The organism is Comamonas trifloxystrobinivorans (assembly GCF_043359985.1).
Classification (GTDB): Bacteria; Pseudomonadota; Gammaproteobacteria; order Burkholderiales; family Burkholderiaceae_C; genus Comamonas; species Comamonas trifloxystrobinivorans.
Map to the genome: position 1 here is coordinate 324,110 of NZ_JBHZGV010000004.1, position 18,969 is coordinate 343,078.

The following is an 18,969-nucleotide window of genomic DNA, read 5'->3' on the forward strand; positions in this document are numbered from 1 at the left end:
AAGAACAAGTTGAGGGAGGGGAGAACCGGCTGGCGCAAAGTACGTCAGCGGTCACCCAGAAACTGCTTGCATTCCGTGTGGGATGCAAGCAGTTTTTTTATGGGGAATCACCGGTCTTCCAAGGGTGCGCAAGTGTTGTGACGAAGGCAGTGGCACTGTCTGTTTTGGGAGTCTTCGTTTTGAGGTGGTGAATTATTCAAGCGCCCACTGCACTGCTAAGCGGAGTTGCTTGAATACCCGGCAGCCTGGTATTCAGCCTGCCTTGGTCGTAGCGCGAGCGGCTGCAGTGGGTGGCGCCAGTTGCGCTTTGGCGCTGCTCAGCATGGCGCTGCTCAGTTGGCTCAGCAAGGCGGATTGCAGGTTCCAACAGTGCCAGTACAGATCGACGCGCAGCACCTGCGATTCGGCCACGTTCACCAGGCGGCCGTCGGCCAGAAACGGGCGGGCCAGCAGCTCGGGCACCACGCCCACGCCCCAGCCGGCGGCCACGGCGCGTACCTGGGCTTCGGAGTTGGGCACGAACAGCTGGCGCAGGCCCACGGTTTTCAGGCCCATGGCGCGGGCCACGAACACGCGCTGCATATCGTCCTTGCGGTTGTAGCTGAGAAACGGCAGGTCTTTGAAGTTGCGCCGGCTCAGCCCGCCGGGCAGGTGTTGTGCGGCAAAACCGGGTGCGGCCACCGCGATGTAGTGCATGGCGCCCAGCGGCAGCACGCGGCAGCCGCGCAAGGGCTGCGGCATGGTGGTCACGCAGCCGAGCACGTCGCCGGTGCGCAGCAGCTCCAAGGTGTGGTCCTGGTCGTCGGCGATGATCTCCAGCGGCAGCTGCTGCAGCGCAATGTCTTGCAGCGCATCGATGGCCCAGGTGGCAATGCTGTCGGCGTTGATGGCGATCGAAATCGCCTCGTCCTGGCCGCTGCGGCGCATGGCGTGTGGCATCAGCTGCTGCAGCTCTTGCTCCAGATCGGCGCGCAGCAAGCGCAACTGCTGCGCGTGTTTCAGCAACACCTGGCCGGCAGCAGTGGCTCGCAGCGGCCGGCTGCGCACCACCAGCACCGAGCCGGCTTGCGCTTCCAGGCTGCGCAGGCGTTGCGACACGGCCGATTGCGTCACGTTCAGCCGGGCAGCGGCTTTCTCAAAACCGCCTTCTTCGATCACGGCGGCGAGGCACTCCAGGGCAATCGGGTCAAACTGGCTCATGGTCAGGGTTGCTACGGATGAATTATTAGGTGTGCTAATGCAACTCGAAGAAGTGTAATCTCTCTTTATGGAAGCGCCAAACTGGCCGACACTGGCAGCCATGAAAGTCATCATCCTCGGCGCCGGCATCATCGGCACCAGCACAGCCTGGCATCTGCTGCAACTCGGTCACGACGTCACCGTGGTCGACCGCCAACCCGACGCGGCGCTGGAAACCAGCTACGCCAATGCGGCGCAGATCTCGGTCAGCTACTGCGAGCCCTGGGCCAACAAGCACGCGCCGATGAAAGCGCTCAAGTGGATGTTCGACAAGGAAGCCTCGCTCCTGCTGCGCCCCCACGTCGATCCGCAGCAGTGGAGCTGGCTGACCAAGTTTTTGGCCGAGTGCAATGACCGCTCGTTTGCCCGCAACGTGCAGCAAATCGTGGCGCTGGGCGCATACAGCCACACCGCTCTCAAAGAGGTGGTGGCGCAGACCGGCATCCAGTTCAACCGCCTGGAGCGCGGCATTGCCCACTTCTTCACCAGCGATGCCGCAGTGGAAGACGCCCACCAGGCCGTGGCCTTGATGCGCCAATACGGTGTGGACCGCCGTATGGTCAGCACCGAAGAGTTTCTGCAGATTGAGCCCGCCTTCAAGCCTTATGCCGCGCACATCAAGGGCGGCACCTTCACCGAAAGCGATGAGAGCGGTGATGCCCGCGTCTTCACGCAAAAGCTGGCGCAGCTGTGCGAGCAAGGCGGCGTCAAGTTCTTGTACAAGCACAGCGTAGAACGCCTGAACGTGGCTGGTGGTGCTATTGAATCGGTAGCTGTCCGCCCATTGGCTTCAGGTCCCAATGCCGGCGTGGATAGCCAAGTGCAGATTCTCAAGGGCGACGCGGTGGTGGTGGCCTGCGGCAGCTACACCGCGCCGCTGCTGCGCACTGTCGGCCTGAACGTGCCCATCTACCCAGGCAAGGGCTACAGCGCCACTTTGCCGATCTTGAAGCCCGAGGCTGCGCCTTTTGTCAGCTGCATTGACGACGGCAACAAGCTGGCGATGAGCCGCCTGGGCAACCAGTTGCGCGTGGCCGGCACCATCGAGCTCAATGGCTTCGACACCTCGCTCGACACCCCCTTGGCCAAGGCCCGATGCCATATGCTGGCGCGCCGCATCGAAGAGCTGATGCCCGGCGTTTGCGACACGCGCCTGCCCGAGCAAGGCGGCAACCCGCAGTTCTGGACCGGCCTGCGCCCCGCCACGCCCACGAATATTCCATTCATCGGCCGCACCAAGCTGGGCAAGCTGTGGATCAACGCCGGCCACGGCACCCTGGGCTGGACGCACGGCGCCGGCAGTGGCAAGGCCATGGCCGAGCTGATCAGCGGCCGCATGCCCGAGATGCAGTTTGGCTTTTACGGTTTTGACGGGGCTGAGCGTAAACAGGCCGTGCTGGCGTAAACAGCGCTTTATGGCTCCCCACCAGGCTGCCTGTGGGCAGCCTTTTTGTCGGCTTGATAGAGCTTTGGGCGCCCATGAAAAACCCCGCCACGGCTTGCGCTGTGGCGGGGTTTGGTGTTTTTACAGCAGGCGCCGAACGCTCAGGCGTCCAAACGCACCAGCCAGCCGTGGCGGTCGGGGGCGCGGCCGTATTGGATGTCGGTCAGCTCTTTGCGCAGCGCCATGGTGATCTCACCGGCCGGTGCGTTGATGTCGCCCACCGAGAAGCCGTCGCCCTTGAGCTGGCCGATGGGGGTTACCACGGCAGCGGTGCCGCAGGCGAACACTTCGGTGATGTCGCCCGAGGCCACGCCTTGCTTCCATTCTTCGGCCGACACCTTGCGCTCTTCCACGGTCATGCCGCGGTCGCGTGCCAGTTGCAGAATCGAATCGCGGGTGATGCCTTCCAGGATGCTGCCCGACAGCTCGGGCGTCACCAGCTTGTTTTGCTTGCCGTAGACCAGGAAGACGTTCATGCCGCCCAGCTCTTCGAGGTACTTGCCTTCGGCAGGGTCCAGGAACAGCACTTGCGAGCAGCCGTTGGCATAGGCTTGTTCTTGGGGCAGCAGCGAAGCGGCGTAGTTGCCGCCGCACTTGGCCGCGCCCGTGCCGCCCTTGGCTGCGCGGGCGTAGTCGGTCGACAGCCAGATCGCCACGGGCGCCACGCCCTTGGCAAAGTAAGGGCCGGCCGGGCTGGCGATCACGTAGTAGCTGGCCTTGTGGGCGCTGCGCACGCCCAGGAAAACTTCGTCACCAATGATGAAGGGGCGCAGGTACAGGCTTTCCTCGTTCTCGCCGGGCACCCAGGCCTTGTCCACAGCGATCAGCTGCTTGAGCGATTCGACAAACACCTCCACCGGCAGCTCGGGCAGGGCCAGGCGGCGGGCCGAGCGCTGCAGGCGCTGGGCGTTGGCGGTGGGGCGGAAGGTCCAGACCGAGCCGTCGGCGTGGCGGTAGGCCTTGATGCCTTCAAAAATCTCTTGGCCGTAGTGCAGCACGGCGGCGGCCGGGTCGAGCGAGATCGGGCCGTAGGCGTGCACAGCGGCGTCGTGCCAGCCGGTTTCCTTGTCCCACTTCACGGCCACCATGTGGTCGGTGAAATGCAGGCCGAAACCCGGCTTTTCGAGAATCTTGGCGCGCTCTTGGGCGCTGCGTGGGTGGCTCGACGGGGTGACGGCAAAGCTCAGGGAGGAGGACACGGGACAATTCCTTCAAGGTGGCAACGGGGGCGGCGCTGCTCCAGCGCCGGTAATATGTTTTAGGCCTGCGCGCGCAGCTGCGCGGCAAGCCAGCCCCCGTAGCATGCCATTTTTTTGGCCTGCTGTGCCCGAAAAGCAGCAATACGCCCATCGCGGACTAGAACACTGCCGTAGCCAGCGACCCGCTTGGCAGCTTTTGACCAGTCCCCCAACCGTGAGCTGGGCGGCTCAGTGCAGCGTGGCGCGTTGCTGGGCCAGAAAATCGAGCAGCAGGCCTTCAAAAGTGTCCGGGTTCTCCAGCTGCGGCCAGTGGCCCACGCCTTCGAGGCTGTGGTGCTGGGCCTGCGGCAACTGCTCGGCCAGCGCTTGCATGCGGGCGGGCGGCATGCACACGTCTTGCGCGCCGCTCACCAGCAGGGTGCGCTGGCTGATATGGGGCAGGCGCTCGGCCAGGCTGTTGGGGCCGGCCAGCATCTCCAGCACCCGGCCATAGGCCAGCGGCTGGATCTGGGTGATGGCGTGGCGCGCCAGCTGCAAGCCCTCGGGCAGCGCCTTTTGCCCCGATTGCAATTGCACCAGCTGCTCGGCAAAGCGCTGCAGTTGCACGGCTTCGGTACAGGCTTGGGCTTGGGTTTCGGCCAGCAGGCGCTGGCGCGTGCCCACCCAGTGCTTCTGGGCGGCGGCATCCAGCGCCGGGCCGCCGGCCACCAGGCTCAGGCTGCGCACACGCGTGGGGTGGCGCAGTGCCAGCTCGGCCGCCACCATGGCGCCCAGGCCGTGGCCCACGATGTGGGCGCGGCCGATCTTCATGGCTTCGAGCAGCGCGTCGGCCGTGTTGGCCAGCGCGGACAGGCTGTAGCCCGCATAGGGCGGCGGGTTGTTGTGGTAGCCGGGCATGTCCCAGGCGATGGCGCGGTAGCCCTGGCTGGCCAGCAGCTCCACCTGGGGCGCAAAGCCCAGGTGGTCGGTGTCGGCGTCGTGCAGCATCAGCACGGTAGGGCCGCTGCCGAGCATGGCGAAATTGGGGATCAGGGACATGGCAAATCGCTTTTCTGCCCGCAGCGCAGGCGTGGAGTTATCCCCCTACATGCTGGCGATAGCCATCTTTTCAAGAACCTACGAGGGCAGGGGCCTCGGTGCCTGGCCGATAATGCCCGGAGTCAATTCCTTTTGTGGCACGGCCTGCGCCGCTGCCAATGCTCTGTGCTGTGAACCGTCTCTTGCCGCCCGATCACCTGTCCCCCGCATCTGTCCCGCCTTTTTCCGAGCGCGATTTCCGCAACGCGCTGGGCCGTTTTGCCACGGGCGTGGCGGTGGTGACGGCGCTGGCGCCAGACGGCAGCAAGCTCGGGCTGACGATCAGCTCCTTCAACTCGGCCTCGCTCACGCCGCCGCTGGTGCTCTGGAGCCTGATGAAAACCGCCGCCTCCATGCCGGTGTTCGAGCGCATCAGCCACTACGCCGTCAACGTGCTGGGCGCGCCGCAAAAAGAGCTGGCGCTGCAGTTCAGCCGCAAAGGCGTGGACCGCTGGGCCGGCGTGGGCTACCAACCGGGCGTTACCGGCGCACCTTTGCTCGACGGCGCCATTGCCAGCTTTGAATGCCGCAACCGCAGCCGCTATGACGAAGGCGACCACGTCATTCTGGTGGGCGAGGTGGAGCATTGCCAGTACCAAGCCGGCATAGCGCCTTTGCTCTACCACGGCGGCAATTTCTACACTGAGCAGTTGCTTTGACGGGCGCACCAGCGCCAATGCGCTGAACAGACAAAACAAAACCCGCCTCCGGTTTCCGGCAGGCGGGTTTTTTGTGGCTGTTGGGTAGCTGCTGGCGCTGGGCTTACTTCTCGACGAAGGCGCGTTCCACCACAAAGTCGCCTGGCGTTGTCGTATTGCCTTCCTTGAAGCCGCGCTGCTCCAGCAGCTCCTTCAGCTCGGCCAGCATCGCCGGGCTGCCGCACAGCATCACGCGGTCGGTATCGGGGTTCAGCTCGGGCAGACCGATGTTCTGCGGGAAGGTGCCGGCCGTGATCTGGTTCGAGATGCGGCCCTGGTTGCGGAAAGGCTCGCGCGTCACCGTGGGGTAGTAGATCAGCTTGTCCTTGACGATCTCGCCCAGAAACTCGTGGTTGGGCAGCTCTTCTTCCAGCAGGTGCTGGTAGGCCAGCTCTTCCACCTGGCGCACGCCGTGCACCACTACCACCTTCTCGTACTTCTCATACGTCTCGGGGTCGCGTGCCACCGACAGCCAGGGCGCCAAGCCCGTGCCGGTGCCGATCAGGTACAGGTTCTTGCCCGGCAGCAGGTAATCCACCAGCAGCGTGCCGGTGGGCTTTTTGCCGACGATGATGGTGTCGCCCACCTGAATGTGCTGCAGCTTGCTGGTCAGCGGGCCGTTGTCGACCTTGATCGACAAAAACTCCAGATGGTCTTCGTAGTTGGGGCTGGCGATGGAATAGGCGCGCAGCAGGTTTTTGCCGTCCACCTTCAGGCCGATCATCGTGAAATGGCCGCTGGAAAAGCGCAGCGCAGGGTCGCGCGTGGTGGTGAAGGAAAACAGACGATCGGTCCAGTGGTGGACGGAAAGAACACGTTCTTCAAGAAAGGCGCTCATGGCAATACAGGTCAAAAAGTGCTGCTGCAGCGGGGCAGAGCCCCAAAACCGCAGCGCGGGTTGGTCTTGTGTATATCTATAAACGCTATTGTTCACTATTCATACAACTTAAACGTCATATGGGCATATCTGCGCGTTCTTAACATGGGTATCTGGCTCGGTGGCCAGAGGAGGGCAGCGTACACCTGCGCGTCGCATGCCGCCGCGACTGTTGCAAATAGCCGCCAAGCGTGCTGCGGCACGGATCAGCAGCGAGAATAGCTCGCCAATAGCAGGCACGTTTTCGTGGCTGGCCCGATTGATTGTTCCGGAGACATGTATGAACTACCGTTGGAAACTGCGCGCTACGGCCTGTGCTGTGGCTGGGATGGCGGCTTGGAATGCCCACGCTGCCGACACCATCAAGATCGGCGAGATCAACAGCTACAAGAACCAGCCGGCGTTCCTGGAGCCGTACAAGCGCGGCATGGAGCTGGCGGTGGACGAGGTGAACAAGGCTGGTGGCGTGAACGGCAAGAAGTTGGAGCTGATCACCCGCGACGACAACGCCAACCCGGGCGACACGGTGCGCGTGGCCGAAGAGCTGATTGCGCGTGAGAAGGTCGATGTGCTGGCGGGCGGTTTTTTGTCGAACACCGGCATGGCGCTGACCGACTTTGCCAAGCAAAAGAAGTTCTTCTACCTGGCCACCGAGCCGCTGACAGACAAAATGGTCTGGAGCAATGGCAACGCCTATACCTTCCGCCTGCGCCCTTCCACCTACATGCAGGTGTCGATGCTGGTGGAAGAGGCCATCAAGCTGAAGAAAAAGCGCTGGGCCATCGTCTACCCCAACTACGAATATGGCCAGTCGTCGGTCGCCACCTTCAAGGCCAAGATGAAGGCGGCGCAGCCCGATATTGAATTTGTCACCGAGCAGGCCACCGTGCAAGGCAAGGTGGATGCCGGCTCGGTGGTGCAGGCGCTGGCCGACGCCAAGCCCGACGCCATCTTCAACGTGCTGTTCGCCACCGACCTGACCAAGTTTGTGCGCGAGGGCAATACGCGCGGTCTGTTCAAAGACCGCCCGGTGGTGAGCGTGCTCAGCGGCGAGCCCGAGTACCTGGACGCGCTGAAAAACGAAACGCCCGATGGCTGGATCGTCACCGGCTACCCCGTGCACACGCTCAAAACGCCCGAGCACAAGGCTTTCTTTGACGCCTACAAGGCCAAGTACAAAGACTATCCGCGCCAAGGCTCGGTGGTCGGTTATGCCGGTATCAAGTCGTTGGCCGAAGGCATGAAAAAAGCCGGCACCACCGAGACCGAAGCGCTGGTGAAAGCCTTTGAGGGCCTGGAGGTGATGTCGCCGTTTGGCAAGGTGACCTGGCGCGCGCAAGACCACCAATCGACGATGGGTGCGTATGTGGGCAAGCTGAAAAAGGTGAAAGGCAAGGGGGCGCTGGTCGATTACAGCTACCGAGACGGCAAGGATTACCTCCCAACCGACGAAGAAGTAAAGAAACTCCGCCCTGGGACATGATCCCCCCTGAGCCGCTGCGCGGCTTCCCCCCAGGGGGACGGCACCTCCGCTGCGGGGCGGCCCTTGCTGGGTGCCCCTGGCGATAGCGCTGTTGGTGGCGTTGAAGCCTGTGTTTGACATCGTGCAAAAAGATCACTTGCTATGAGTTTTTCCGGTCTGCTGGTGCAGCTGCTCAATGGCTTGGCGGGGGCCTCGTCGCTGTTTTTGGTGGCGGCGGGGCTGTCGCTGATCTTTGGCGTGTGCCGTATCGTCAATTTTGCGCACGGCTCGTTTTACATGGTCGGGCTGTATGCGGCCTATGCGCTGGCCGAGGCGCTGCTGCCGCTGGGCGACGGTTGGGCGTTCTGGTTGTCGATTCCGCTGGCGGCGCTGGGCGTGGGCTTGCTGGGCGCGGTGGTCGAGGTGCTGCTGCTGCGGCGCATCTACAAAGCGCCCGAGCTGTTTCAGTTGCTCGCCACTTTTGCGCTGGTGCTGGTGATCAAAGACGCCGTGCTCTGGCTCTGCGGGCCAGACGAACTGCTCGGCCCGCGTGCGCCCGGCCTGGAGGGCGCGGTCGATATTCTGGGCCGCTCCTTCCCCAGCTACGATCTCTTTTTGATAGCAGTCGGCCCACTGGTGCTGGGCGCTACCTGGCTGCTCTTGCACAAAACCCGCTTTGGCATGCTGGTGCGTGCCGCCACGCAAGACCGCGAGATGGTGGGCGCGCTGGGCGTGCGCCAGGCCTGGTTGTTCACGGCCGTGTTTGCGCTGGGCGCGGCCTTGGCGGGCTTGGGCGGTGCTTTGCAGTTGCCACGCGAACCGGCCACGCTGGAGCTGGATCTGCAAACTATCGGCTCGGCCTTTGTCGTGGTGGTGGTGGGCGGCATGGGTTCGCTGACCGGGGCTTTTGTGGCTGCGCTGCTGGTGTCGGTGGTCAAGGCCGTGTGCGTGTGGCTGGGCGTGGTCAATATCGCGGGTGTCGATGTGGCTTTTCCGCAGCTCACTTTGATGGTCGATTTTCTGGTGATGGCCGTGGTGCTGGTGGTGCGGCCCTGGGGGCTGTTTGGCAAACCGCAGGCGGCCAGCCGCTCCCATGGCTGGCGCGAGCAGCCCATGCGCCCATTGCAACCGGCTTTCTGGGCCGCTGCGGGCGTGGTTTTGCTGGGCTTGTTGGCCGTGCCCTGGGTGGTGGGCGCGGAGTCTTACACGCTGGTGCTTTTGGTCGATTTGCTGATTGCTGCGCTGTTCGCCGTCAGCCTGCATTTTTTGATGGGCCCGGCCGGCCTGCATTCTTTCGGCCACGCGGCCTACTTTGGCCTGGGCGCTTATGGCGCGGCCTTATTGCTGACGGCGCTGCGTTTGCCGATGGAGCTGGCTCTGCTGCTGGCGCCTCTGCTCGCAGCGGCTGGCGGCCTGTTGTTCGGCTGGTTTGCGGTGCGGCTGACGGGCGTGTATTTCTCCATGCTCACCCTGGCTTTTGCGCAAATCACCTGGGCCACCACTTTTCAGTGGGATTCGGTCACCGGCGGCAGCAATGGCCTGACCGGCGTGTGGCCCGCCGCCTGGCTGGAAGACAAGCGCTGGTTCTACCTGCTGACTTTGCTGCTGGTGGTGTTGGGCGTTCTGTGGTTGTGGCGCGTGCTGCAAGCGCCTTTGGGCTATGCGCTGCGGGCGGGCCGTGATTCGCCTTTGCGCGCCGAAGCCATTGGCATTCCCGTGGCCAAGGTGCAGTGGCTGGGCTTTGTGCTGGCCGCTGCGGTGGCGGGTTTGGCGGGTGCGCTGTTCGCTTTTTCCAAAGGCAGTATTTCGCCAGAAACCATGTCGGTGGCCAAATCGGTCGATGGTTTGGTGATGGTGTTGCTCGGCGGCGTGCAAACCCTGGTGGGCCCCATTGTGGGTGCTTTCAGCTTTACCTGGCTGCACGATGCCATGGCGCGCAACACCGATTACTGGCGTGCTGCGCTGGGTGGCATCGTGCTGCTGCTGGTGCTGCTTTTCCCGCGTGGCATGGCTGGCTATGGGGCGCAGCTGCTCAGCTGGCTGCGCAACCGCCAAGCCAAATAACAAACCAAAGCGGCCGCACAAGCCTCTCGCCAGCGGCGCTCAGGCTGCCTGGTTGGCGGCCTGCAAGGCGTCGTCGATCACCTCGATCCAGTGGCGCACCGGCACATCGGTGCCCGCTTGCAAGTGGCTGATGCAGCCGATGTTGGCCGACAGAATGGCCGCAGGCGGCGTCTCCTTGGTGCAGGCCTCGTGCAAGGTGCCCAGTTTGCGCTCGCGCAGCTGGTGCGAAATCTCGGGTTGCAGCAGCGAATAGGTGCCGGCCGAGCCGCAGCACAGATGCGATTCGACGCGCGAGACGCGGATGTCAAAACCCAGCTGGCGCAGGCTGGCTTCCACGCTGCCGCGCAGCTTTTGGCCGTGCTGCAAGGTGCAGGGCGGGTGGTAGGCCAGCGGTGCTTCGGGCACTTGCAAGCGGCCTTGCAGGCGCTCGGTCAGCTCGGGCAACAAATCGGGCAGCAGCTCGCTCAGGTCGCGGGCCAGGGCGCTGATGGTGGTGGCGCGCTCGGCATAGGCCGGGTCGTGGCGCAGCAGGTGGCCGTAGTCTTTCACCATCACGCCGCAGCCCGAGGCGGTGCTGATGATGGCCTCGATCTGCTTTTTCTCTACCCAGGGCCACCAGGCGTCGATATTGGCGCGGGCCTGCGCCAGCGCGCCTTGCGGGTCGCTCAAATGCTGCTGCACTGCGCCGCAGCACTTGGCCGCCGGCGTTACCAGGGTTTGGATGCCAGCCGCGTCCAGCACGCGGGCGGTGGCGGCGTTGATGTTGGGCAGCATGGCCGGTTGCACGCAGCCGGCCAGCATCATCACCTTGCGCTCGTGTTCACGCGAAGGCCAGCGGCCGGCGCTGCGGGCTTTGGGCAGCTTGTCTTTGAGCGCCTCGGGCAGCAGCGGGCGCGCCACGCGGCCCAGCGCCAGGGCAGCGCCAAAGGCTTTCGATGTCATGCCTTTGCGCAAGGCCCAGCGGGCGGCGCGCTCGCCCAGCGGGCGCTCCACCTTGCTGTCAACAATGTGGCGGCCAATGTCGAGCAGCTTGCCGTATTGCACGCCGCTTGGGCAGGTGGATTCGCAGTTGCGGCAGGTCAGGCACTTGTCCAGGTGCTGCTGCGTGGAGCGCGTGGGCTCTTGGCCTTCGAGCACCTGCTTGATCAGGTAGATGCGGCCGCGCGGGCCGTCGAGCTCGTCGCCCAGCAACTGGTAGGTGGGGCAGGTGGCGGTGCAAAAACCGCAGTGCACGCATTTGCGCAGAATCGCCTCGGCCTCCTGGCCTTCGGGGGTGTTCTGGAATTCGGGGGCTAATTGGGTTTGCATGGGCAGGGGTACCTGGATCAGCGGGCAGCCGGCGGCGCGGCGTGCAAGGCCCAGTCGCCCAGGCGGCCGGGGTTGAAGATGCCGTTCGGATCAAAAGCCTGCTTGAGCCGCTGCTGCACCTGGCGCAGCGCGGGCGAGGCAGGCGTGTAGCCAAAATCGTCGGACGAAGTCCAGGCCACGGCTGCGCCGGGCCGGAAGCACACCGCGCTGCCGCCCACGCTGGCGGCCAGGCTGTGCAGGGCCGCCGCATGCTGCATGGGCGCTTGTACCCAGCGCAGCGCGCCGCCCCATTCCACGAGCGGCTGAATGTGTTGTTCGGTGCAGGGCAGCGCAGGCGTGGTGGCCGGTACCGACAAGCGCCACAGCGCGTGGTCGGGCTCCATCTGTGTGAACCAGGGCAGTTGCTGCTCGCGGCAGGCGAGCCAGGCGCCTTCGGCCAGGCCGTGGTCGAGCATGGTGCCGCCCATGCGCTCCAGCGCCGCCTCTACCGCAGCCATGGCGCCGCGCAGGCGCACTAGCAGGTGGCCGCTGCCGTTTTCGCCGCCATCGGCCTGCCACAGGCTGGCGTTGATCGGCAAGGGCTGGGCGCGCCAGCTGGCCAGCATGTCCAGCGCCTGCTGCTGTTGGCATTCGTAATAGAGCGTGGCCTGGGCGCGCTGCATGGGCAGCACTTTGATGCTGATGTCGGTGAGCAGGCCCAGCGTGCCCCAGGAGCCGGCCATCAGGCGCGATACGTCGTAGCCGGCCACGTTCTTCATCACCTGGCCGCCAAAGGTGAGGTGCTCGCCCACGCCGTTGATCAGCGACAGGCCCAGAATGTAATCGCGCACCGCGCCAGCCGACACCCGCGCCGGCCCCGACAAACCGGCCGCCACCATGCCGCCCACCGTGGCGTCGGCCTGGCTGGCGCCAAAGTGTGGTGGCTCAAACGCCAGGCATTGGCCGCGCTCGGCCAGTATTTGCTCCAGCTGCAGCAGCGGTGTGCCGCTGCGCACCGTGACTACCAGCTCGCTCGGTTCGTAGTTGACGATGCCGCTGTAGCTGCGCGTTTCGAGCAGCTCGCCGCCCAGGCGCACGCCATAAAAATCCTTGCTGCCACCGCCGCGAATGCGCAGCGGTGTCTTGTGGGCATGGGCAGATCGAACGCGCTCTTGCCAGTCGAGCACAGTGGGGTGTTGGGGGGCGGCAGCCTCAGCATGGTCCATGGGGCCTGATGGTAGCCGCAGTTATGGCCGCCGTGCAGCGCTCAAGTTAGATGGGTGACTGGGGCAAATACTGAATTTCACATGCTTCCGTGCGGCGTCATCGGCTGTTGGGAGGTCATTGCAGCATTGCCCTGCAGCGAAGTGGGCCTTCGAATCTCTAACCTCAATGGCGACAGAGGTGGTCAGGCGCGACGCCGATGGTGCAGACAGTACCTTGGTACGGCAAACCATTGCAACAAAGCCTGAGCGCCTCTGTCGCCACCCCAAAACGAAAACTGCAAACGCCCCATCATCACTCGTTTCGTCACCGTGGTTAAGTCCTCACGGAAATGGCAAAGCCATCAAAACCCATGCCCCAGTTCTCGCCAGGGTTGGGTGGGCAGTCCTGCTACTCCTACCCTCATCGCAAACACACAGCCCGACAACGGCAGCTGCGCCAGCTCTTCTTTGCTGCGGCCGTGGCGGGCAGAGGTCAGGTACAGCGTGCGCCCGTCGCTGCCGCCAAAGCAGGGCATGGTGGGGCAGAGCGCGGGTGTGTAGTGCTGGGCGAGGATGTCGCCGCGTGGCGATATTTGCAGCACGCGCCCGCCTTCGAACATGGCGCACCAGTAGTTGCCGTCCACGTCTACTGCTGCGCCATCGGGGCGGCCGCCGTAGCCGGGCTCGCCCGGTTGCCAGCCCTCGGGCTTGGGCTCGAACTCGATGAACACCTCGCCCGCGCCTTGCGGGTTGCCGTTCACGTCGCACTGGTAGCGCTTGACGGTGTGCGTTGGCGTGTCTGCCCAGTACATGGTGCGGCGGTCGGGCGACCAGGCCAGGCCGTTGGCGTTGGCCACGCCGCTCAGCACCTGGCGCACCACGGTGGTGCCACTGCTGCCATCTACACAGTAGAGCGCGCCTACGGGCTGGCGCGGGCCGCTGGCCGGCTCGTGGATGGTGCCTACCCAGAGGCGCCCCTGGGCGTCGCAGCGGCCATCGTTGCCACGCTCGGTGGCCGGGTCGATCGGCAGGCGTGCAATCTCGTGCAGCTCGCCGCCCCAATCGGTGGCGCGGCACACGCGGTCGCGCAGCACCACCACCCAGCCGTCCAGCACGCCGCCGCTGCGGGCGGGTGCCACGCAGCCGGGTTCGGCCGGCAGGTCCCAGCGGTCCAGGTAGCCTGAGCCGGGCATGGTGCGCCAGAGTTTTTTGCCCGCCACGTCCACGCCGTAGAGCACACCACCGCTGGCCTGCCAGAACGGGGATTCGCCCAGCGCAAAGGGTTGGGAGACGACGGTATGCCAAGCCATGAGAAATTCCTGAAAAACGTTGCACGCGCGCAGTACCGCATGCTACTGCCTGTACTGCCAAAAATACCAGGCACCCCAGGGCTCTTTACAGAACCCGGCCATGGCCGCAGCCACCGCCCCTGAAGCACCAAAAACCGCAAGAAAAAACGCCCCGGGCTTGCGGCACCGGGGCGCTGAAGTCACTCGCAAATCTTGTGGCGGCCGGGCCCCGCTTGGCCCCAGCCGCCGGTTCGGGCTCAGCGGCCGTAGGCGGCTTCGCCGTGGCTGCTGATGTCCAGGCCTTCGCGCTCGGACTCTTCCGACACACGCAGACCGATGGTGTACTTGCAGATCGCAAACGACACCGCTGCCACTACGCCCGACCATACCAGGGTCACCAGCACGCTCTTGACCTGCACCCACACTTGGTGCGCCATGTTGTAATCGGCCGGCTCCACACCGCCCAGGCTGCCAGCGCAGAACACGCCGGTGAGCACCGCACCCAAGATACCGCCCACACCGTGCACGCCGAACACGTCGCAGGTGTCGTCAGCCTTGAGCATGCGCTTGAGGCCGGACACGCCCCACAGGCACAGCGGGCCAGCGATGATGCCCATCACGATGGAACCCATCGGGCCCACAAAACCGGCTGCCGGGGTGATGCACACCAGGCCGGCCACAGCGCCCGAGGCGGCGCCCAGCATCGAAGCCTTGCCCTTGTGCAGCGCTTCGGCGGCAATCCACGCCACAGCGGCTGCGCCGGTGGCCAAAATGGTGTTGATGAAAGCCAGGCCGGCAATACCGTTGGCAGCGCCTGCCGAGCCGGCGTTGAAGCCGAACCAGCCCACCCACAGCAGCGATGCGCCCACCATGGTCAGCGTCAGGCTGTGCGGTGCCAGCGCTTCGCGGCCAAAGCCGATGCGCTTGCCCACCATGTACGAGCCCACCAGGCCGGCCACAGCGGCGTTGATGTGCACCACGGTGCCGCCGGCAAAATCCAGCGCGCCGTCCTTGGCCAGCAGGCCGCCGCCCCAGACCATGTGCGCCATCGGGATGTAGCTGAAGGTGAACCACAGCACCGAGAACAGCATCACCGCCGAGAACTTGATGCGCTCGGCAAACGCGCCCACGATCAGCGCCACGGTAATGGCCGCAAAGGTCGACTGGAACGAGACAAACACAAACTCCGGAATCGTGGCCAGCGCCGTCGACAGCGTGTCGGGCTTGATACCGGCGAGGAAGAGCTTGTCAAAGCCGCCGTAGAAATTGCCTTCGCCGGCAAAGGTGAGCGAATAGCCGTACACCGCCCACAGCACGGTGATCAGCGAAAAAATCACAAACACCTGGGCCAGCACCGACAGCATGTTCTTGCTGCGCACCAGGCCGCCGTAGAACAGCGCCAGGCCGGGAATCACCATCAAGATCACCAGCATGGTGGAGGTCAGCATCCACGCGGTATCGCCGCTGTTGAGCACGGGCGCCGCATCGGCTGCCATTGCGCTACCGGCAGCAGCCAGGGCTGTTGCGGCCAAGCCGGCCAGAGAAAGTAGTCGTCGCATGTTGTTCACACCCTTGGAAGATAAGTTCGGCTCCGCGCCCGTTGCCCAGGCACTCAGCTACTGAATGAATAGCGTTTCAAATGGCGTTGGTGCCGGTTTCGCCGGTCCGGATACGCACCACCTGCTCCAGCGTCGAGACAAAAATCTTGCCGTCGCCGATCTTGCCGGTGCGCGCCGCGCTCTCGATGGCCTCGATCACCCGGTCCACCAGGTCCTCGCTCACCGCGATCTCCAGCTTCACCTTGGGCAAAAAGTCCACCACGTACTCGGCGCCGCGGTACAGCTCGGTATGGCCTTTTTGGCGGCCAAAGCCCTTCACCTCGCTCACCGTGATGCCTTGCACCCCAATATCGGACAGCGCCTCACGCACCTCGTCGAGCTTGAAGGGCTTGATCACCGCCACTACCAGTTTCATCGTCATAGCTAACTCCTCGTCACATGCTGCAGCGGCGCTGCATCAGAAAGTTTTGGCCAGCGTCACAATCGCCCGGCCCTTGTTCACAAAACCAAAATCGCTGCTCTTGTTGGCGCCCACCCAGGCCGCGCTCAGCGACAGACCATCGCCCAGGTCGTAGCTGCCGCCCACGCTGTAATCAAAGTAGTTGGGCACGCCCAGATCCTTGATGTCGCTGGAAAAGCGCGTGTAACCCACGGCCAGCTTCAGCGTTGTCTTGGGCGCCACTTCCTGGGCAAAAGCCACATTCAAATAACCGGTGTTGCGGCCCTTCATCGAGCCGTCCACCTTGTTGCCGGCCCAGCCGAAATAGTCTTTCGACACCGTGTGCGAATACTTCACCGTCACCGGGCCGTAAGTACCAGCGCCATACAGCTCGGTGGTATTGCCCGAGGTGTTGCCGGGGTAGATATAGGTGAGCACGCCCACATCCCAATCCACGTCGGCGGCCTTGAACTTGTAGCCGCCGTACAGATCCATCTCCACGCGGTTGCCGTCGAGCCACTGCACGGTCGAGTTCCAGTTGCCCACATAAAAGCCCGAATCGCCAAACGCGTAATCCACACCGCCTTGCAGCGCCGGCTTCACCCACTGGGCGCTGGAGGTCTTCTGGTCCTGACCACGGAACTTGTAATTGGTCGTCAGTGCCACGTTGGCCGACAACTGCGCGCTAGCCACCACCGGCAGCGCCAGACACGCTGCAGCTACCAACCCCATCCAACCCCTGTTGCTCATCGCCATTGCCACACTCCTTGGTTTGTGATCTCGTTGCTCGTTGCCCAAGCAATGCACAGAGCGTGCCAATTCCGCTGGCAACCCGCTGTAAATGCACCGCCAACAAGCGCTGGCTGCTCCTTTTTTTATGCTGACCGGGCGGCGTCCTGCACAGGTTTTGACCAAGGTGGCTTGTCGCCAGCGCCCGCATTGGCCATGCTGGCCCAGCCCTGGCACCGCCGGGGCGTGCAATGCACCAATTTGGTGCAATAAGGGAGCCCCGCATGAGTCTCGCCGTGGTGCACAGCCGCGCCCTGGTCGGTCTGACCGCCCATCCCGTGTCCGTTGAGGTGCATTTGGCCAATGGCCTGCCCAGCTTCACCCTGGTGGGCCTGGCGGATACCGAAGTCAAAGAAGCGCGCGAGCGCGTGCGTTCGGCCCTGCAAAACAGCGGGCTGGAGTTTCCGCACAGCAAGCGCATCACCGTCAACCTGGCGCCGGCCGATCTGCCCAAGGATTCGGGCCGCTACGACTTGCCCATTGCCATCGGCATCCTGGCCGCCTCGGGCCAGTTGCCGAGCCAGGGGCTCGAAGGCTATGAGTTCGCGGGCGAGCTGTCGCTCTCTGGCGCGCTGCGCCCGGTGCGCGGCTCCCTGGCCGCCAGCATGGATCTGCACCAGCGTGGTCAGCGCGTGCGCCAGGTGCTGCCGCCGGGCAGTGCCGAAGAAGCCGCCCTGGTGCCCGATGCCGAGGTCTACCGCGCCGCCCACCTGCTGGACGTGGTGCAGCACCTGGCGCCGGCCAGCACGCACCACAATGCAGCAGATAACAACAACGGCCAGCAGGGCATTGCCAGCCAGTGGCAGCGCGTACCGCCGCAAGCGCCCATGGCGGACGAAGCCGCTGCCGACATGCGCGACGTCAAAGGCCAGGCCGCCAGCAAGCGGGCGCTGGAGATAGCGGCCTGCGGCGGCCACAACGTGCTCAAGCTGTGGCTGATTAAAATGATGGCATGCCAAAGGCTTACTCGTACATCCGCATGTCTACGCCGGAACAGATCACCGGTGATTCCTTGCGGCGGCAAATTGCTGCTGCTGACGCCTACGCACTGCGCAAAGGCCTAGAAATTGAACAACGCTTCGATGACATTGGCGTCTCCGGTTTCCGTGGAAAGAACGCACAGATAGGCGCGTTGAAGAACTTCCTTGAACAAGTTGAAAGCGGCAAGATCGCGCAGGGAAGTTACCTGATCGTGGAATCTATTGACCGCTTGTCGCGCGACAAGGTGTCCAACGCTCTTCAACTACTGACTTCGATCATCCATGCTGGAATAGTCGTCGTTGCCCTGAGTGAGAACAAGGAGTTCTCCACCAAGAATGTCGATCAAGACTCCTTTTCGTTGATGTACGCACTTCTTTCCATGGTGCGTGCCCATGATGAGTCACGCCGGAAATCGTCCATGCTCGGCGCTGCGTGGTCTGAAAAACGAAGTGAAGCGCGGAAGATCGGCAAACCCCTGACCAAGCTTGCACCGGCGTGGCTGAAGATGAAATCCGACCGATCAGGGTACGAAATCATTCATGACCGAGCCGAAATTGTTCGAAGGATTTTTGATGAAATCCTTGCTGGACGTGGTGCAGGAAGCATCGCCAAAGACTTAACAATGAACGGGCCTAAACCATGGGGTCGCAGCAAGGTCTGGAACGAGTCGTACATCAAAAAAATCGCTGACTCACTCGCGGTCTTCGGGGACTACCAACCCCACGTGTACAAGGAAAATGATCAGGGAAATTTGAAACGTGTACCGGAGGGAGAACCAATTGTTGGCTACTACCCGGCGATTCTGGACAAGGAGACGTTCCTACGAGCCAAGATTGCAATGCGTCAACGAAGGGTAACTGGCCGTGGCCGGAAAGGCGCTGCCTTCAGGAACCCGCTGACCGGATTAATGAAATGCCGATGCGGCTCCGGAATCCAGTTCATCGACAAAGGAAAGCTACCGAAAGGTGGAACTTACTTGAGGTGCAGTCAGGCAGTAAGAAAAGGTGATTGCACCTGTCCCGCCTTTAAATTCGATGTTGTTCTTCAGGTGATCATTGGCTGTGTCAAACAGTTGGATGTACGACGCTTCCTGAACAACCATGAATCGCAGGTTCAGAGCGATGAAATTGCCAACAAACTTCAAGCCCTCCGAAGCGAACGCCAGCTTTCAAAAGAGAAGGCCCAGCGGCTGACGGATGCCATAGCTGATGGGGCATCCGATATGCCTTCGATTGTCATCAACACCATCAGAGAGCAAGAACGAAGAGTCATTGCAATTGATGGGCTTTGTTGCACAACCCGACCTGAGAGCACACGTCCCCAAACCCCAGACGGAGTTATGCCACGACCACCGTCACGG

Annotated in this window: 15 protein-coding genes and 1 pseudogene; 6 read left to right on the forward strand and 10 right to left on the reverse strand. The window is 63.4% G+C overall.

Annotated elements, in window-relative coordinates:
* Positions 1-252 precede the first annotated feature (252 nt).
* A complete protein-coding gene (locus ACFIQF_RS06345) occupies positions 253-1,200 on the reverse strand; it encodes a LysR family transcriptional regulator ArgP (protein WP_393941167.1) in 948 nt (315 codons plus the stop codon).
* Between the two features lie 100 nt (positions 1,201-1,300).
* Here ACFIQF_RS06345 and ACFIQF_RS06350 point away from each other — a divergent pair, with 100 nt between their 5' ends.
* Positions 1,301-2,644 carry a D-amino acid dehydrogenase gene (locus ACFIQF_RS06350; protein ID WP_393941169.1) on the forward strand — a complete coding sequence of 448 codons (1,344 nt, stop codon included), beginning with the start codon at positions 1,301-1,303 and terminating at the stop codon, positions 2,642-2,644.
* A 140-nt stretch (positions 2,645-2,784) separates the two neighbouring features.
* On the opposite strand, the gene ACFIQF_RS06355 is transcribed toward ACFIQF_RS06350, so the two are convergent.
* Both ACFIQF_RS06355 and ACFIQF_RS06360 read right to left on the reverse strand, forming a co-directional pair.
* On the reverse strand, positions 2,785-3,882 hold the full coding sequence (locus ACFIQF_RS06355; protein WP_393941172.1) for a branched-chain amino acid aminotransferase: 1,098 nt from the start codon (positions 3,880-3,882) through the stop codon (positions 2,785-2,787).
* Positions 3,883-4,110: 228 nt separating this feature from the next.
* On the reverse strand, positions 4,111-4,920 hold the full coding sequence (locus ACFIQF_RS06360) for an alpha/beta fold hydrolase (RefSeq protein WP_393941173.1): 810 nt from the start codon (positions 4,918-4,920) through the stop codon (positions 4,111-4,113).
* Positions 4,921-5,090: 170 nt separating this feature from the next.
* On the opposite strand from ACFIQF_RS06360, the gene ACFIQF_RS06365 reads away from it, so the two are divergent.
* Positions 5,091-5,618, forward strand: a complete 528-nt coding sequence (locus ACFIQF_RS06365) for a flavin reductase family protein (RefSeq protein WP_393941175.1) — start codon at positions 5,091-5,093, stop codon at positions 5,616-5,618.
* A 103-nt stretch (positions 5,619-5,721) separates the two neighbouring features.
* On the opposite strand, the gene ACFIQF_RS06370 is transcribed toward ACFIQF_RS06365, so the two are convergent.
* Positions 5,722-6,495, reverse strand: a complete 774-nt coding sequence (locus ACFIQF_RS06370; protein ID WP_393941177.1) for a ferredoxin--NADP reductase — start codon at positions 6,493-6,495, stop codon at positions 5,722-5,724.
* A 367-nt stretch (positions 6,496-6,862) separates the two neighbouring features.
* Here ACFIQF_RS06370 and ACFIQF_RS06375 point away from each other — a divergent pair, with 367 nt between their 5' ends.
* Positions 6,863-8,017 (forward strand): ABC transporter substrate-binding protein, encoded by a 1,155-nt coding sequence (locus ACFIQF_RS06375; RefSeq protein ID WP_393941205.1) that lies wholly within the window; start codon positions 6,863-6,865, stop codon positions 8,015-8,017.
* A gap of 141 nt (positions 8,018-8,158) precedes the next feature.
* The gene (locus ACFIQF_RS06380; protein WP_393941179.1) at positions 8,159-10,060 is read left to right on the forward strand and encodes an ABC transporter permease; all 1,902 of its coding nucleotides are present in this window, start codon (positions 8,159-8,161) and stop codon (positions 10,058-10,060) included.
* 39 nt (positions 10,061-10,099) lie between these two features.
* Here ACFIQF_RS06380 and glcF read toward each other — a convergent pair whose 3' ends face one another.
* From glcF to ACFIQF_RS06410, 6 genes are all read right to left on the reverse strand, one after another.
* The gene (gene glcF, locus ACFIQF_RS06385) at positions 10,100-11,368 is read right to left on the reverse strand and encodes a glycolate oxidase subunit GlcF (protein ID WP_393941180.1); all 1,269 of its coding nucleotides are present in this window, start codon (positions 11,366-11,368) and stop codon (positions 10,100-10,102) included.
* Positions 11,369-11,385: 17 nt separating this feature from the next.
* Complete coding sequence (gene glcE / locus ACFIQF_RS06390) at positions 11,386-12,573, reverse strand: glycolate oxidase subunit GlcE (RefSeq protein ID WP_393941182.1); 1,188 nt, start codon at positions 12,571-12,573, stop codon at positions 11,386-11,388.
* Between the two features lie 341 nt (positions 12,574-12,914).
* Entirely contained in the window at positions 12,915-13,862 is a 948-nt protein-coding gene (locus ACFIQF_RS06395) for an SMP-30/gluconolactonase/LRE family protein (RefSeq protein ID WP_393941184.1), read from the reverse strand.
* A gap of 236 nt (positions 13,863-14,098) precedes the next feature.
* Positions 14,099-15,400, reverse strand: a complete 1,302-nt coding sequence (locus ACFIQF_RS06400) for an ammonium transporter (RefSeq protein WP_393941185.1) — start codon at positions 15,398-15,400, stop codon at positions 14,099-14,101.
* A 76-nt stretch (positions 15,401-15,476) separates the two neighbouring features.
* Positions 15,477-15,815: a P-II family nitrogen regulator gene (locus ACFIQF_RS06405; RefSeq protein ID WP_393941207.1), complete on the reverse strand. Its 339-nt coding sequence runs from the start codon at positions 15,813-15,815 to the stop codon at positions 15,477-15,479.
* A gap of 42 nt (positions 15,816-15,857) precedes the next feature.
* Complete coding sequence (locus tag ACFIQF_RS06410; protein WP_393941208.1) at positions 15,858-16,589, reverse strand: TorF family putative porin; 732 nt, start codon at positions 16,587-16,589, stop codon at positions 15,858-15,860.
* A 263-nt stretch (positions 16,590-16,852) separates the two neighbouring features.
* On the opposite strand from ACFIQF_RS06410, the pseudogene ACFIQF_RS06415 reads away from it, so the two are divergent.
* Both ACFIQF_RS06415 and ACFIQF_RS06420 read left to right on the forward strand, forming a co-directional pair.
* Positions 16,853-17,554, forward strand: a pseudogene (locus ACFIQF_RS06415) (magnesium chelatase domain-containing protein); the annotation flags it as partial.
* Positions 17,555-17,607: 53 nt separating this feature from the next.
* Positions 17,608-18,969 (forward strand): recombinase family protein (locus tag ACFIQF_RS06420; RefSeq protein ID WP_393941187.1); only part of this gene is annotated, 1,362 nt, incomplete at its 3' end.